General features: G+C 59.6%; 12 protein-coding genes. 5 read left to right on the plus strand and 7 right to left on the minus strand.

All coding sequences use genetic code 11. The features are described from left to right. Window positions 1–553: 553 nt before the first annotated feature. Window positions 554–1,954: an MFS transporter gene (locus tag VSP_RS19895; protein ID WP_009962896.1), complete on the plus strand. Its 1,401-nt coding sequence runs from the start codon at window positions 554–556 to the stop codon at window positions 1,952–1,954. Between the two features lie 506 nt (window positions 1,955–2,460). Continuing rightward, on the plus strand, window positions 2,461–3,282 hold the full coding sequence (locus VSP_RS19900; RefSeq protein WP_009962898.1) for a glycerophosphodiester phosphodiesterase: 822 nt from the start codon (window positions 2,461–2,463) through the stop codon (window positions 3,280–3,282). 153 nt (window positions 3,283–3,435) lie between these two features. Here the strand turns inward: VSP_RS19900 and VSP_RS19905 are convergent, their stop codons facing one another. Beyond that, window positions 3,436–4,614: an ISAs1-like element ISVsp18 family transposase gene (locus VSP_RS19905; RefSeq protein ID WP_009959057.1), complete on the minus strand. Its 1,179-nt coding sequence runs from the start codon at window positions 4,612–4,614 to the stop codon at window positions 3,436–3,438. Between the two features lie 409 nt (window positions 4,615–5,023). Continuing rightward, window positions 5,024–5,398: a hypothetical protein gene (locus tag VSP_RS19910; protein WP_009962899.1), complete on the minus strand. Its 375-nt coding sequence runs from the start codon at window positions 5,396–5,398 to the stop codon at window positions 5,024–5,026. 172 nt (window positions 5,399–5,570) lie between these two features. Between VSP_RS19910 and VSP_RS19915 the strand changes: the two genes are divergently transcribed. Next, window positions 5,571–6,095, plus strand: a complete 525-nt coding sequence (locus tag VSP_RS19915) for a transposase (protein WP_009962900.1) — start codon at window positions 5,571–5,573, stop codon at window positions 6,093–6,095. Between the two features lie 358 nt (window positions 6,096–6,453). On the opposite strand, the gene VSP_RS19920 is transcribed toward VSP_RS19915, so the two are convergent. Then, window positions 6,454–7,950: an IS1380-like element ISVsp19 family transposase gene (locus VSP_RS19920; protein ID WP_009961251.1), complete on the minus strand. Its 1,497-nt coding sequence runs from the start codon at window positions 7,948–7,950 to the stop codon at window positions 6,454–6,456. 385 nt (window positions 7,951–8,335) lie between these two features. Between VSP_RS19920 and VSP_RS19930 the strand changes: the two genes are divergently transcribed. Further along, entirely contained in the window at window positions 8,336–8,698 is a 363-nt protein-coding gene (locus tag VSP_RS19930; protein ID WP_009962901.1) for a hypothetical protein, read from the plus strand. 203 nt (window positions 8,699–8,901) lie between these two features. On the opposite strand, the gene VSP_RS19935 is transcribed toward VSP_RS19930, so the two are convergent. The 4 genes from VSP_RS19935 to VSP_RS36400 all read right to left on the minus strand — a co-directional run bounded on the left by VSP_RS19935 (window position 8,902) and on the right by VSP_RS36400 (window position 13,891). Then, the gene (locus tag VSP_RS19935) at window positions 8,902–9,204 is read right to left on the minus strand and encodes a S24 family peptidase (protein ID WP_009962903.1); all 303 of its coding nucleotides are present in this window, start codon (window positions 9,202–9,204) and stop codon (window positions 8,902–8,904) included. A 167-nt stretch (window positions 9,205–9,371) separates the two neighbouring features. After that, window positions 9,372–10,208, minus strand: coding sequence for a hypothetical protein (locus VSP_RS19940; protein ID WP_009962904.1), 837 nt, complete (start codon window positions 10,206–10,208; stop codon window positions 9,372–9,374). A gap of 315 nt (window positions 10,209–10,523) precedes the next feature. After that, window positions 10,524–13,289, minus strand: a complete 2,766-nt coding sequence (locus VSP_RS39720; RefSeq protein ID WP_009962906.1) for a DUF1592 domain-containing protein — start codon at window positions 13,287–13,289, stop codon at window positions 10,524–10,526. Between the two features lie 200 nt (window positions 13,290–13,489). Further along, on the minus strand, window positions 13,490–13,891 hold the full coding sequence (locus VSP_RS36400) for a YkvA family protein (protein WP_009962907.1): 402 nt from the start codon (window positions 13,889–13,891) through the stop codon (window positions 13,490–13,492). A gap of 121 nt (window positions 13,892–14,012) precedes the next feature. Between VSP_RS36400 and VSP_RS36405 the strand changes: the two genes are divergently transcribed. Continuing rightward, window positions 14,013–15,500: an enolase-like domain-containing protein gene (locus tag VSP_RS36405; RefSeq protein ID WP_009962908.1), complete on the plus strand. Its 1,488-nt coding sequence runs from the start codon at window positions 14,013–14,015 to the stop codon at window positions 15,498–15,500. Window positions 15,501–15,519: the final 19 nt, after the last annotated feature.

Below are 15,519 nucleotides of genomic sequence, written 5' to 3' on the forward strand. Positions count from 1 at the left end.
ACACAAAACAGCCCAGGGTCAGGCGAGGCACGAGCCGCCACCCTGGGTACATCAGAGCCCAGCAACTCAGGTGTGGAAGCCGCCCCCATCCTCTTCCTCCTCACCGCCTTCAACATCCCCACGTCCATCCACCGGCATCTGCCCACCACAGACCTCCCAAGAGCCGGGACGGCTCTTCTACATTCCCCCCCTGCTCATCCGCACATTTGCTCGCGCATGATCATCCGGCGGGACGCTGGAAGCCGGTGCCACCCGATGCCAATCCCCGAACGGGATTTCTACCACAGCCCAAGGTTGGACGAGTCCCGCAAGGTGGGACGAGTCAACCTTGGGGACCGCACCCGAGCGAACCTCAGGTGTGGAGGCCAATACCATCCCCTTCCTCCCTGCCGTAGTCAACGCCCCCACGTCCTTCACCCGAGACGGCCCCCGACATCAGAGTCTTCTGTCTTTCGTCTTCCCGTCTTTCGTCTCCGGCTTCGCCGGAACTTTGTGCTTCCCATCTGGATTCCTCCCGATAGCATCGCCGCTTTCCCCCCGTTTGGTCCAGCTCATGTCCTCCGTCACGTCTGCCTCCCCTTCCCCGCCCTCGGCGCTCGACCGCGCTCGCAAGAAGGCTTTTTACCGGATCATTCCGCTGCTTTTCATCAGCTACATGATCGCCTACGTGGACCGGCAAAACGTGGCCGTGGCCAAGCTCACCATGACCAAGGACCTCGTGGGCTTCACGGATGCGGTCATTGGCTTTGGCGCAGGCATCTTCTTCATCGGGTACTTCCTTCTGGAAATCCCCGGCTCCCTCATCGTGGAGAAGTGGGGGGCTCGGCGCTGGATCAGCCGCATCATGGTTACCTGGGGCATTATGGCCGCACTCACCGCCGCCGTGCACACGCCAGTTCAGTTCTACACCGTCCGGTTCCTGCTGGGCCTTGCGGAAGCAGGCTTCTTCCCGGGGGTGATCGTTTACCTCACCCACTGGTTCACGGATCGGGATCGCTCCAAGGCGCTGGCCATGTTCCTCGTGGCCACCCCATTCGCCCAGATGGTCAGCCCCAAGATCTCGTACCTCCTCCTCAAGATTGGCACCACCGAAGTCGTCAACGGGCAAACCATCACCCATCCCCTTGTTTTGGGAATGACAGGTTGGCAGTGGGTGTACGTCTTTTGGGGCATCCCCGCAGTCATGATGGGCCTGATCGTGTTCTTCATCATGAAGGACCGGCCTCGTCAGGCCTCCTGGCTGACCGATGAAGAGAAAGAAGCTCTGGAGAGCGAGTTGGAGCGCGAACGGGCCGTGAGATCCCGCGGAAAGCGCATGAAGGTAAGCGAGGCCCTCCGCCACCCCAAAGTACTGCTGATGGCATGGGCCTACTTCAGCATCGTCACCTGCAGTTACAGCATCGAGTTCTTCATGCCCAGCGTGCTAAACGACTGGTACCACATGAATCTCAACACGCTCACCTGGCTCATCATCCTGCCCCCTGCGCTCGCGCTCGTCGGCCAGTTGGTGGGCGGCTGGAGTTCTGACCACTTCCAGGAACGCCGTCTTCATGCGTGCCTGCCCATCGTGGTGGGTGCCACCGCCCTCGCCTGCGCTCCCATGACCCAGGGAAACCTGCCACTCACCGTGGCTTGTTTCATGATCGGCTTCGCCGGGTTCAAGACCTACATGCCCGCCTTCTGGTCCCTGCCCAGCACCTTCCTCACGCAAGCCGCGGCGGCCGGCAGCATTGGACTCATCAACTCCTTCGGAAACCTGGGTGGTGCCCTGGGCCCCTATATCATGGGCAAGGTGAAGACCGTCACTGGCTCGTTTGTCGGTGGCCTCTACTTCATCAGCTGCTCCATGCTGCTCTCAGCCATCATCATCTACTTCCTCGGCCTCGGTGTCCGGAAGAAGGAGAAGGAAGAGGCCGAAGAACAAAAAGTGTTGGAGGGCCTTCCGGAGAAATAGGCAGAAACAAGGGCCATTGAAAGGCACCCTTGTGCGACGTACTGAGGGCTGAAAGCCCGGGGTTATTTCCAGCCTTGGGCAACGCCCAAGGTTGGCGTTAGTTTTAGATGTTGAGGGCTGAAAGCCTGGCGTCATTCAGGGATGCTCGTCATGGGCTCGCTTGATGAGGCCGAGCCTTCTGCCCTCCTGAGGAGAACAAAGCAACCGCGTGCGATTGGGGTGGCAGCCAAGGAACCACCTTGAGGCGCCCGCCTCAGGCCGAAGTTGATCCCAGTATGGGATCTGTAACACAGCCCAGCGGTTGGACGAGTCCCGCAAAGCGGGACGAGTCAACCCTGGGTACATCCGCAGAGGATGATCAGGTGGGAAGGCCGATAGCATCTGCTTCCTCCCCCACCGCCATCAACACATCCAAGTCATACCCCGAGGTTCCTTGGCAGGCATTCCCGCCTGCAAATGAAAGCCAACTCGATAAGGAAATCTCGGTTGGCAGCGTTTCCTTCATTATGAAGTTATCTTATCACGCTGTCCTCATCGCCGGTGCCTGCATGGCTTTCGGCCTGCATTCCAACGCTATTGCCCAGGAGAAGAAGCCCTTCCATTTCGCCCACCGTGGCGGCGCGCACGAGTTTGAGGAAAACACCCTCTTTGCCTTCAAAAGCAGCTACGAAAAAGGCCTGCGCGGCTTTGAGCTGGACGTCCGCATGACCAAGGACGGCGCACTCGTGATTCTGCACGATGACTCCCTGGACCGCACCCACAACGGCACCGGCCCAGTCGAGCAGTTGAACGCCGACGCCGCTGCCAAGATCACTTCCAAAAAGCAGAACGAACCCCTGCTCTTTCTGGACACGCTCCTCGACTATCTCAAGGACAAGCCGGGCATGTACGTGGAATTTGAGATGAAGACCAGCAACAAGACGCTGTATCCAGATGCGGTCATCGATGACTATGCGGCCAAGGTCTATCGCAAGGTCACCGCTCACGTCCCAGCAGGCTCCAGCTACGTCTTCACCTCCTTCGATCAGCGCCCCCTCATCGCTCTGAAGAAGATCGATCCCAAGGCCGACATCATGTTGATCAAAGGCGGCCCCCTCACCCCTGAACTGATGGAATCCGCCAAAGCCATCGGCTCCAAGCGAATCGCAGCCAAGATGGAAGGCACCACCCGTCTCGCCGTGAAAGAAGCGCAAAAACAAGGTTTCATCGTCACCGGCTGGCCCGGCCGTGACCTCAATGACTATTTCCTCGGCCTCGGCCTGGGCGTCGATGCCATCTGCACAGATGTCCCCGTGAAAGTGCAGGAGTACATCGAGAGCAAGAAGTAGCCGTTATTTGCACAAGCAGCGTGGCTCAGCAAAATGTAGTGGCAGGCTTTAGCCTGCCTTCCCAACGCGGGGCCACGCGACTGAACAGTCCCGCATGCGGGACTCTGACTACTTTGCTTCGCACTTCGCTGACATCAGTCGTCCAAACAGGGCTTACGCATCTAAATTTACTCCAAGCAAGGTTTGGAGATAGTCTGTACTGAGTCCGGCTTCGAATCTGCGTTGGTTGACCGATTTTTTGGAGTTTGGGTTCTCTCGCTTGATCATTGCATGAGTCAGGCGTCGAAGGGTGGCCAGATTCTCCGCACTGTAACCGCTTCTAGACCGGCTCTCATCTTCGCCAAAGGTCACATCTAGAACCCAGTGCAGCGAGTTTTCAATCCCCCAGTGAGCGCGTACTGAGGCTGCAATGAGCGCGGCATCGGCTTTCAAACTGCTGATGAAGTAACGCCTTTGCACCGTGGTCTGACCCGCCACGGTGCGCTCGCATTCCACCGCAGCCACGCTGCGCAGTCCCGCCCACTTTTCTGCCCCCTGCAGCCAGCATTCCACTTCCTCACTCACCCAACAGCGACGCACTTCATGCCGGCCGTGCCCATCGCTTTCCTCTTGATGAAAGTTGCCTTCTGCCCTGGCCAGGTCCTCCCCCGTGTCCAAATAGTGGCTGACCTGTTGATGGAGGCTTTCCTGGTTGCTTTTGAGGGCCAGGATGTAGTCCCCCTTTTGCTGGATGATTTTCCTGGCCACCTCCCTCTGGCAGCCCATGGCGTCGATGGTCACGATGCAGCCTTTCAACGCCAGCATTTCCAACAACTCCGGCATCGCGCCAATCTCATTGCTCTTGTCAGCAACCTTGACCTGTCCAAGGCACAGGCTCAATTCACTGGCCCAAGCCCCCACGATGACCGCAGGTGCCTGCCCTTTGTCGACGGCCCCGCGCAGTGCCTTTCCATCAATGGCGATCACCCCTTTGAGACCGCTCTCAAGCCCCTCGCTGGAGAGTTGGCGCAATACACCTTGGGTCCAGAGACTGAAGGCTTCCATGAAGCGCTTGGGATCAAGCAGGCTGAAGACTTTACGGAACGTGTCGTGACTGGGAATGCCGTTGGGCAGGGCAAGAAAGCTCTCCAACCAAGTGCGCTTCAGATTGCCGAAGGCTTCCATATGGGTGTAATGCCCCTGACCGCACAGCATGGCGCAGGTGGCAATCACCAGGATGTCGGCCAGATCATGTCGCTGGGTACGCTGCACCCTCCAGTCATCAATGCTCTGAAAAACTTCACGAAGGTTGCTGTCAGGAGATGCAGAGGCGGAAGACATGCCCCACTTCATTCACACATCTTAACTAATTTCCACGTGCTTTGTAAAAACTAGATGCGTAAGCCCTGGGCATCCGGCCACGCGTCATGGAACAAACTCTGGCAAGCAGCCATGATGCCACAGGTGCCCCTGACAGGTTGGGAAGGCGAGAATCAGAACGAGCGATCTCGATAAAATCCAAAGGTGGGCAAGATGCCGCTCGTGGGACCTCCTCCAGTGAGCAATCCGTCAGAAACCAGTAACCGCCATACTGGAACGCTCCCGGAACTGACTTTGGGTCTGATGGCATCTCGAATAGCTCTCGAAATTGGGCGAACTGAGGATTAAGCGACAGCGAGCGCAAGACGTCGATGACACGACAGATAGCCTCCGAGCCGTTGCCTGCATCCCTTTTGTTCGCCCTCTGCTGTGCGGAGTAGGTTCATTTCCCTGGCTGCGGATGCCTCCGGAGATAAAGCATCTTGTCGGTGGCCTGCGAGAGCTCCCAGCCCTGTTCCGCCATGCTGTTCAGGTAGTATTCAACAAGCAGTGACTCCACATCGCCAGCGGCATCAACTGCATCAAGTATCGATTCCGATGATACTTTCTTGGTGTCCCCATTGCCCTTCGAACGGGACTCGACAGCCTCATACACTTTCGGTCGGTGTGTCTTTGCCCAGGTCTTGAGCTGATCTTCGTTCAAAACGCTCCCCAGCGTAGCCAATTGGGTAACGCGGTATTCCCACTTCGGCTCTTGAGAGAAAGCTCTCAAAGTGGAAATCATCACAAGGCATAAGATAACGAGTTTTGTGTTCATTGGTGTCGTAGAGATTTGTTCGGGTCGGACATTAGCTTCGAGGTTGGTTTACTCCCCAGTTTCATAAAGTCCGCACTCAAAAGCTGAACTGAAGCACTGGCGGCGCCCTTTTTCCCGGGATAAAGCGTTGTTACCACACGTCGCAAAAACCCAAATAAAAAGACCACCATTAGTGAAAGTTTACAGCCGCTCCATTTACACCTGCCGCAAGGACATTCCAAGTCTCAAATTTGCTCCGGCCGAGCATCTCACCGCTTTTGGCGGCCTGGTCATTTTCATGAAGCTCTTCGAGCGGCTCGATCTGTGGTCCAGGATCAACCGCTGCTTCGCCCACCTTCCCAAGGCAGGGGGCTACACGCATGGCGTGATGATTCGCTGCCGGCTGGTTCATCTGCTGCTGGGGTGCCGGCATTTGCGTGAGCGCGACTTCTACGCTCACGATCCCCTGGTGCGCCAATGTCTGGGCCTGCTCCGAATCCCCAGTGTGCCCACGCTGAGCCGCTTGCTGGCCAGCACCGATGAAACCAGCGTTGAGGACCTGCGTCAGCTCAACCTTCAGCCGGTCCTTGATCGTCTCGCCCAGCAAGGCATGCGCACATTGACGCTGGATTTCGATGGCAGCGTCCTGTCCACCTCACGCCATGCCCAGGGCACAGCGGTTAGCTTCAACAAGCAGAAGAAGGGGGCTCGCAGCTAACACCCGCTGTTCTGTCATGTGGCCCAAACCGGACAGGTGCTGGATGCGCATCATCGCGGCGGCAACATCCAAGACTCCAACGGAGCGGTAAACTTCGTGCGCGAATGTGTCCGGGCTGTGCGGCTGCAACTAGCCCGCATTTCTCATACCCCCTGACTTGACAACCCAAGATCAGCGGGTTTTGGGGTGTGCGCCTTCTGTGGGGGGGAGACTTGGTGGGCGGAATGGGTCGGGCCAGGGAACTGAAGGCTCTCAGGGCGTGTTCAAGAGGCCTGGATGCTCTTTGCCCAGGGTGCGAAGGCATAAGCATCCCTCTGCATGGGCTGCAGATGTCCCTTTGAGTGAAAAGGCCCCGGTCTCAGGGGCTGCATCCAGCCAGTCTTCGCTGGGCCAGACCATAGACTTCTTTGAGAGTGCAGGCACTTGGCAGCTGCACATAAATGCGCCTCACGCTCACGGTGATCAGGGCCGCGATTTTGAGCAACTTCAGCCGGATCGTGCCCACCGTGGCTGTAGCCAGAGGCGTGCCGTGCAAGGCCACCGCACGCATCTGGCTCAACAGCAAATAGGCAAAAGTCGAAAACCACAGACGCAACTGGTTGCTGCTCTTCCAGGCAGTTGAAGTGCGGTCGGCAAACAGGTCCAGCTGCTGTTCCTTGATGCGGTTCTCCATGTTGCCCCGGGCGCAATAGAAGCGTTCATACAACCCGCTGCCCGTGGCAAACTGCTCCTCCCCCTGCGCCCATGGCTCCCTGGAACTGATGTTGGTGACAATGAAACGGGGGTTGGTCTTGCCCTGGGTTATTTCGGCCTTGCCGATGACACGCCGTTCCCGGCTCCAGGTCTTGAGCGTGCTGTAGCTCAACTCCTCAAACTCCCGTGCGGTTCCTTCCAGTTCGGGCGGAGCCTTGGCTCCGGCAGCTTTTGCAAGGCGCACCGCCTCGGCATCGAGCTTCGCGGCCGTCCGCCAGAAGGTGGGGGCGAGCATCTCCTGCAAGCGGACGTTGCGGGCCAGTCCAAAAACATAGTACAGCTGCGGCTGGGTCTCGATCCAGCTCATGAGCTCATCGCGGCAGAACCCGCTGTCGGCACGCACAATGATGACCACCTGCCTGCCAAACCGGCCGCGGATGGCCTTCACGATCTTCTGGAGGGCCTCCAGGGTGCCGCCTGCCGCATCCCCGTCGGCGGTGCGCAACTGTGACCACAGAGGCACATCCCCACAAAAGCAATAAAGGGGCAGGTAACAGTAGCCTTTGTAGTAACCGTGATAGAAGCGGCCTTCCTGGTGGCCGTGAAGCAGGTCGTCGGTGGCATCAAAGTCCAGGACAATGACCCCGCTTTTGCGTGGGATGGCCGCCACCGCCATCTGCAAAAGCAGGTCTTGGATCCTGTCGGCATCAGCGTGGATCTTTTTGGTGAGCGCGTGTTCCTGGGCACCCAGCTCCATGCGGTTGAGGGTGCTCTTGCCCGCCAGGGGGCAGCCTGCATCCTGCGCATGATGCCGCTCCTGCCCCAAGACATCGGCCCGCCCGCAAGCGGCAGCCAGGAGGGGATCTCGGCGCAGACAGTCGTGGTCATTGAGGTCTTCGTAGCCCAGGGCCAGACCAAAAATACGCTGACGCAGCATGCCCGCCAGATCGTGTTCGACGAAGCGCTGGTCGCGTCGGTCAGTGAAACAACCCGCCAGCTTCTCACACAGGCCCAGCTTCTGGTCGATCTGGCGCAACAGGAGGCTGCCCCCTTCACTGGAGAGGTAACCTCCTGAGAAATCCGCCTCCACACGCCTGCCACCCAGCGCTTGAAACTCCAACTTGGCCTGTGTACACTGTGTCGCTGCTTGAGTCTGGTGCATGCCTTGGTTTTTGCCTTGGTAATCAAAGACTAATGCGCCGCTGCACCCGGCTCAAGCTTCTCGCGTATGAGAAATGCGGGCTAGGGGACAGATAGCGCATGGACAGCGCGATCTTCAGCGAAGAGCTCACCGAGGAGCTCGACACGTTTGCAGGTGTACCACACTGTCAGCGTCCCCTTTGAGCGTTTCACCCAGCTCAAAGAGATCTTCTGCTCCCGCAAGAGCTAGTGGCAGCCCCCGGGGCGCGAGGGCAGCCACAATTTTGAGCTGCGTCGGAAGCCCAAGTGCTGGGGGCATCGGCGACGCTTTGTGTTGGCGAGCCAGGAGGTGGAAAAGCAGGATAGAGAGCCTCTACATCTGGACTTGTTCCGTCCTGTGGAACGGCGTGGACCTCAAGATCATCCTGACCCATCACACGCTGGGGGCAGCCAGGAAAAGGTGTTTGGAGAGGCTCAAAAGCCAGGTGCAACTCGGCTACGTGCCGCGCCGTCGATTGCACGCCAACCCGATGTGGCTGCTGGCGCATAACCTGGGTCGGGTGTTGCAAACGGTGCAACCCCCGCCCCAGAGGGAGTTGGGGGTCAAGCGCACGGCGCGCTGGGTGTTTGCCGAACTTGGGACGCTGCGCCGCACGGTGTTGCACCAGGTCGGCCGCTTGACCCGCCCTCAGGGCAAGTGGACGCTGACGCTGCCCGACATTCCTGCCCTCAGGGCGGCCCTTGAGGGGTTCGGGTTCGCGGTGTTATGAAACATTGGGGATTAGTTGGCCGGACGTCTAAGCTGCGCCAACCTCCGGGGCGGGGCGAGCGTGGAGACGGGATGGCGGGTTAAAGTTACAGGGAGCATGGCCAACAGAGCAGCCCTGGCGGTTGGCACCAGGGCTTTGTACGCCCTCGTTGGTTGAGATGCTTGGTTCATCTCGATTCGGTGTATGCCGGGTCGCTCGAAAACTCAATCCTCAACTCGTGTGCAGCGTCCGTAGATACCCTTAGCAGTGATCCAGCCATTGATGAGGCCGCAGTTGTTTCCGATCTGAAACTGGTCTCCCTTCCGGGCCTTGATGATGTGAAGATACTGGCGTCCGTTGACCTTGCACAGCACGATGTCCCCTACCTCAAGGCGCTCAGGCTCCATCGGCTCGACGGTGCAGAGCTGACCGGACTCAATCCGCCCCGTCATTGAGTTACCCCGAGGCCGGAACTGCGCCACCTCACCAGCCAGTAGCTTTGCGATGTATGGAGTGGCCCAGCTCATATTCGTGGATTAGGGGTAGTGTAGTGCTGCGAAGTTGGGCGACCAATCAAGCTCAGCGACCGCCGCCGGAAACGCAAGCGCGGCTGCCCAGCGGGGCGGCGGTTCGCTGGAGCGCCCTGGTTAGGCGGCCAAGCCCTAGCGCTACCAGGACGGAATTTGTCACCCATCTACCGAGATTGAGAGACAGCCACGGAGGTCTCAGGATTCACATCACCGCGAGGGTCGACCACGATGTCCGGGGCGAAGGTCACTCGCTCGGCTGGAGCATCGGTAGCGAGAAAGAGGAAAACGTAGTTGTCGTTATCGTGGAGACCGCCGAGCGCGAAAGGTCGGACCTCGCCCTGGCTTGTGGCGACCCGATAACCTCTGAGGTGTGCCGTGTCATTGGCTCCTCGTTTCGGTTTTACGCCGCCCGCCCAGATCGCAACCACGACCTGACGTGCACCGGCGGGGGGATCGCAGGGAAAGTCTCCCGCCTTGAATCCCAGAGCTTGCACCAGCGTCGGCCCGTCGGCCAACGGGATCACTGGCACCGAGAGGCCTTTCCCGTTGGCTCCGTATTCGAGCGGCAGGTCGCCGGTCACCTCGACGGAAACTGGAGGATCAGTCTGGGCGCTGCCAAGGTCTCCGATGAGGAGCACGGTGTGGCCCTTGCCCAGGGCGGACGCCGGCGCGGTCGTGGCGTAGATCGGCTGACGTAGCGCCCCGGACCGAGTTTTGACGGTGAAGGCCTTGGGGTTGACGCTGGGGCCATCCATCACCCGTCGTGAGAACGTGACCGGCATACCGTCCTTGCCGGGAGCCTCGGCGGAGAACTGGGCAGCCATCTTGGGCAACGCATCATCGAGCCCAAAGAAGGCGCTGACCAGCCGGGGAGGCTCGTGGTCCAGGTTGGTCTTGGGTATCGTCTGTCTAATCCCGACTGTATTTGAGGTGTGCGCGCATCCAGCGATAGTGAAAACCGTCGCGATGCAACTGGCGGTTTTGATGATGTTTCTTTTCATAGTTGTAATGTTTGATGTGCGCTGCCAATCTTCCGAATCGCTTTGGCGGCTGGGCGCATCGCAAAACCTTGGTCAAGAATTTTGGGATCAGCATGTAGTACCACGAGCTGAAATTAGCCCGCAAATACCGCCCCGAGGCGGACCGTCCCCCTTTGCTTGGGAAAACGCCACGGGTGACGCCATGCGGGACTTTGCACGCACCTTCGGCTCGCGAACACATCATCCAGCCACCGCAGCGGGTGGCCAGACGCAGAAGCCTCTCTGCGCCATCCTCCGATTTCGGCACCCGGCGAGCACTCCGCATGTTCCACTGATTTACCGTTTTCCCGCCTCACCCGCCCGCATCTTCTGAAACGGCACGCTTTCCACCACGGCCACCACGATGTCCTGGAACTTGTAGCCGCGCTCCTCAGCCTGCTTGGTGAGTTGCTTCACGAAGTACTTGTCTGGGTAATCCAGACCGCGACCGAGGGAGTAAATCAAGAGGTTCTCCACGAGGCAGCGGGTGAAGTCGTTCTTCTTGTTCGCCACCAGCACCTTGCGCAATTCCGCCGCGCCGTTGAATCCCTGGCCGGTGAGCAGTTTGCCCGTGGCATCGATCGGCTGCTTGTTGTCTGTATCGCGCCAGCGGCCGATGGCATCGTAGTTCTCCAGGGCGAAGCCCATGGGATCTAGGAAAGCATGGCAGCTCGCGCAGGCCGGGTTGGAGCGGTGCGCTTCGAAGCGCTGACGCAGGGTGCCTGTCACCTTGGCACCACGGTCTTCACCAAACGCCGGCACGTTCTGCGGGGCCGGAGGCGGTGGGGTACCTAGGATATTCTCCAAGATAAACTGACCGCGCTTCACCGGAGAGGTGCGGTTCGGGTGCGAGGTCAGCGTGAGCACACCCGCCTGGGTGAGGATGCCACCTCGAGGGGTGCCTTCCAGGGACACCTTGCGGAACTGCTTGCCCTTCACGTCCTCCTTGATCCCGTAGAACTTGGCGAGGCTCTCGTTCATGAACGAGTAGTCGCTGTCCAGAAACTCCAGGACGCTCCGATTGCCCCGGTAGATGTGGTCGAAGAACATGAGCGACTCCGTCTTCATGTCATAGGCCAGACGACCCTCGAACTCAGGGAACAGGCGGCGATTGGGTGCCACGAGCTCCACATCCCGCAGACGCAGCCACTGTCCGGCGAAGTTCTCCGCCATGGCCCAGCCCTTCCAGTCACCGATCATGCGAGTCACTTGGGCGCGCAGATTCTTCCGCAACTCACCCGCTGAGGCGAGGCGCAGCAACTCATCGTCCGGCGCGCTGGACCAGAGGAAATAAGACAGGCGCGCGGCCAGCGTGAACTCATCCACCAGCACGGCCTCGTTCTCCACCTTGCCTTCCGGCTCGGCACCGCCGCGGAACAGGAACTTGGGCGAGCAGAGCATGGCCTCTGTGACCACACTCAGGGTCTCCTCCAGATCCGCCCCGTCTTTGGAGGCCATTTTGGCCAGGCCCACCAGCTTCTCGAGATCCACCGGATCCAGCGGACGACGGAAGATCTTCAGTCCCATCTTGGCGGTCCATTTGGGGATCTCCTCGTCACTGAGCAGATTGAGGGGCTGGGTGTTCAGCGGCCCCTCCACGATCACCCGGTGCACCGTGAGATTGCGGTCGCCCGTCTCCTTGCTGTAGGAGTCATTGATAAAGCTCACACGCAACGGACGAAGCCCAGGTGTCAGCGGTGTCTTGAAGCTGATCGTCTGCTGCACGCCGGTCTTGGCCGTGACTTCCTTGGTGGCCAGATCCTTATCACCCAGACGCACTGTAAACTTGGCACCCTCTCCCCCCACCTGATCCGCACTGGCCACCACCATGATGCGGTACTCGCCCTCGAACGGGATGTTGACCTCGCGCTCCATGCTTCCGGAGGTGACCATCATCAACCCATCATCGTAGAAGTCATTCACCGGCAGGCTGGATTCGAAGGCATTTGCCTCAAGCACCATCTGCGGCGCGGCCAGCCCCTTGCCATCCACCAGCCAGTTCACGAACTTGGACTGCCACTGGCCACGGAACTTGATCGGCCCCTGGAGCAACACATTCTGCACCAGCAGATTCCGATCCCGCCGATGAGCTTCAGCAGCATTGGGATCGCCAAAGTCATTGAGGAACGCGACCGTGATCTTGCAGTCCCCTTTCTTCACCGGCACATCCAGGCTGACGCGCTGCCAGTTCTCGTCCGGCTTGTCGGCGTGATACTCCGCCGTCACTTCGCCCTCGCGGACGTCGTTGCCATCCACCTTCACCGCAAACTTCGCCTTCTCCGGCCCGCTCTGTGTCGCAGAGACATTGAGAATGAGGCGATACACGCCATCCTCCTTCACGTTTACCCGGGTGGTAATCTTGCCATTGGTGAAAAGAGCCACAGCGCCGTTCAGCTCGCCGCCCTGCCCTTCGGTCACCTTCAAGCCATCGCCTGAGCGCTCTTCTTTGTACACCCCGGGTGGCTTCAGCCAGACGGCCTCGTCCGCCACCTTGCGGGCAGCCTTCATGTACTTCTCCATCAACAAGGGCGAAAGGCTCAGCACATCGCCGATGTTGTCATACCCATATCCTGTATCATCAGGAGGGAAGGAACTGGCGGGGCGGGAATCCACGCCAAAGACGTCGCGGACCGTGTTGTTGTACTCCACGCGGTTCAGGCGGCGCAGAGTCACGTGGCCGGGGTCGGGCTTGGCAGGATCCACCCAGAAGACTTGATCATCAATCCAGCTGATCAGCTGATCCCGCACCTCGTTGGTCGGCATCGGCTTGTTTTCCGGAGGCATCACATGGGTCGTCACATGCTCACGCACGCTGTCCCAGAGTTTCCGGTCACCCAGGATGGCGGCGTAGTCCGTGTTATTGTCCAGGGCGAAGTTGCCCTTGTCCATGCCATCGCCGTGGCAGTCGTAGCAATACTCCGTCAGCATCGGGAGCACCTTCTTGTCATACTCCTCCTTGCCTCTCGGCTGTTGGGCAGAGGCGACAGCGGCACAGCTTCCTGAGAGCAGGATCACGAGACCGGCACGGGCAATAGAGCGGGGATGGCGACGGAAACCTTTCATTATGAGGGCGAAACTACGTGGCTGCCGCCGCTGTAGGCACACCTCCTGCAAGCAGCAGAAAGCGTACCGCCAGCAGCCTGCAGGTGCGGACTCACCCCACCTGAAAGCATACCACGTCGCGACCGTAATCACGACAAACACATGTACGTCTCAATTCTGCGCCAGCTTTCGTGATTTTGCCCTCAGCGCGAAGACCTTCGTCAACCCTTGGTCACCTTCACATCCACCTCGTGCGTCTTGCGCCACTCCCGGTACTTGTCCAGTTCCGTCTCGATGAGCTTCAGGCAGAAAGCCAGCACCGTGGCGTCATCCAGATACCCTATCCCAACAAAGAAATCCGGGATCACGTCCACCGGCGTCAGTACATAGAAGAGCGCCAGAGCAGCCGCGCCAATGGCCCAGTAGGGCACCTCGCGGTAGCGGCCAGAGAAATAGTCCTTCACCATTTGTAGCAGCAGACGGCCATGCTCCAGCAGAGCATGGAGGGCCTTTTTACCGGCCATCTTCTTTTCGATCTCGCCCTCGCTGCGCACCACTTTCTCAATGGTGGCATCGTGGCGAGTGTCGCGACCAGGAGGGAAGGCAGGCGGAGTTTCAGGCATGGCGGGATGAGCGTGCGTGAAGAAGTCGCTCACCCATGATACGACGTTCCCAATCCGATTCGCCAGGAACTTTGGTTTTTCCCGCACACAGCGCCATTTTCAGCCATACTGCGGCCCCTTCATGACTTCCGCCCCCTGCCCGTTTCGAGTCAATCGCATCGATCTGCGCGTGTTGCCCATGCGCACCCGATTTCCCTTCCGGTACGGCATCGCCTCCCTGGTCGCCCTGCCGCATCTGTTCGTAACGGTGGAACTGGAGGTCAACGGTCAATCCGTCATCGGACGGACGAGCGAGGGACTGCCGCCCAAGTGGTTCACAAAAGACCCCGGCACTCCCAATGAGCTGGAAGTGGCCGGCATGCTGGCGGTCATCCAGAACGCCGTCCGTCTCGCCACCCTCCACGGCCGGGAGCCCGTCACCTGGTACCCGCTGGTCCGGCAACTGGCCGCGGAGCAGAAACTCTGGGCCTCCCGGCACGATCATCCGCCTCTGCTTTGGAATCTCGGCATCAGCCTGATGGAGCGGGCGCTGCTGGACGCCCTCTGCCAGGCCTGGCAGGAGCCACTGCATGCAGTGTTGCGCGGCCCAGCCCTCGGCATCCGCTGGAGCGAACTGCATCCTTCCCTCGCAGACGATGCGGTGCCGCCCTTCCTGGCCGATCCTCCTGCCAGTCAGCTCGCCCTGCGCCACACCATCGGCCTCGCAGATCCCCTCACCGCTGCTGACATCCCGTCCGGCGAAGAAGTGAACGATGGTCTGCCCCACACCCTGGACGACTGCATCCGGGCTTATGGCTTGCGTTATTTCAAGATCAAGCTCAGTGGCAATCTGGAGGCTGACCGCCACCGCCTGACCTCTGTGGCATCGGTCATCCGCCAACACGCGTCTCCCGACTTTTCCGCCACCCTGGACGGCAACGAGAACTTCCAGGATCTGACCGCATTTCGCGAGTGGTTCGAGGCACTAAACAGCGACCCCGGTCTGAAGGATTTCATGCCGCATGTGCTATGGATCGAGCAACCTCTGCATCGCGACTCTGCGTTGAATCCAGAACTTTTCGATGCCTTCCGCAACTGGCCTGAGGCACCTCGACTCATCATTGACGAGAGCGACGGTGAATCCGGCGCTCTCCAGACGGCGCTGGAACTCGGGTACTCCGGCGGCAGTCACAAGAACTGCAAAGGCATTCTCAAAGGCCTGGCCAATGCCGCAACCCTCCACGCCTTTCGGGCAGCGCACCCGGAGCGCGATTTCATCCTTTCCGGCGAAGATCTCGCCAATGTCGGCCCCATACCCCTCACCCAGGACCTCGCCATGCAGGCCCTGCTGGGCATCCCCCATGTAGAGCGCAACGGTCACCACTATTTCCGCGGACTCTCCATGTACCCGGATGGAATAGGCGTCAGCGCAGCCACCCTCGCCGCCCACCCAGACCTCTACCACCAGCTTCCCGACGGGCTGGCAACGCTGAACATCAGAGAGGGCTTTATTGCGATCGACTCCGTGAACCAAGCCCCCTTCGGCACGCCCGTGGCACCGCCGGTGGATCAACTGCCCACGGTAAAGGAATGGATCCTACAGGGTGGCTTGGGAGCGCTGGAGGGGTAGCTGGCCTTTGCAAACTCAC

Origin of the sequence: Verrucomicrobium spinosum DSM 4136 = JCM 18804, assembly GCF_000172155.1 — a bacterium.
Lineage (GTDB): Bacteria > Verrucomicrobiota > Verrucomicrobiia > Verrucomicrobiales > Verrucomicrobiaceae > Verrucomicrobium > Verrucomicrobium spinosum.

Coding starts and splice junctions, on each gene's coding strand:
- VSP_RS19895 (WP_009962896.1), top strand. CDS start 554: ATGTCCTCCGTCACGTCTGCCTCCCCTTCCCCGCCCTCGGCGCTCGAC.
- VSP_RS19900 (WP_009962898.1), top strand. CDS start 2,461: ATGAAGTTATCTTATCACGCTGTCCTCATCGCCGGTGCCTGCATGGCT.
- VSP_RS19905 (WP_009959057.1), bottom strand. CDS start 4,614: ATGAAGTGGGGCATGTCTTCCGCCTCTGCATCTCCTGACAGCAACCTT.
- VSP_RS19910 (WP_009962899.1), bottom strand. CDS start 5,398: ATGAACACAAAACTCGTTATCTTATGCCTTGTGATGATTTCCACTTTG.
- VSP_RS19920 (WP_009961251.1), bottom strand. CDS start 7,950: ATGCACCAGACTCAAGCAGCGACACAGTGTACACAGGCCAAGTTGGAG.
- VSP_RS19935 (WP_009962903.1), bottom strand. CDS start 9,204: ATGAGCTGGGCCACTCCATACATCGCAAAGCTACTGGCTGGTGAGGTG.
- VSP_RS19940 (WP_009962904.1), bottom strand. CDS start 10,208: ATGAAAAGAAACATCATCAAAACCGCCAGTTGCATCGCGACGGTTTTC.
- VSP_RS39720 (WP_009962906.1), bottom strand. CDS start 13,289: ATGAAAGGTTTCCGTCGCCATCCCCGCTCTATTGCCCGTGCCGGTCTC.
- VSP_RS36400 (WP_009962907.1), bottom strand. CDS start 13,891: ATGCCTGAAACTCCGCCTGCCTTCCCTCCTGGTCGCGACACTCGCCAC.
- VSP_RS36405 (WP_009962908.1), top strand. CDS start 14,013: ATGACTTCCGCCCCCTGCCCGTTTCGAGTCAATCGCATCGATCTGCGC.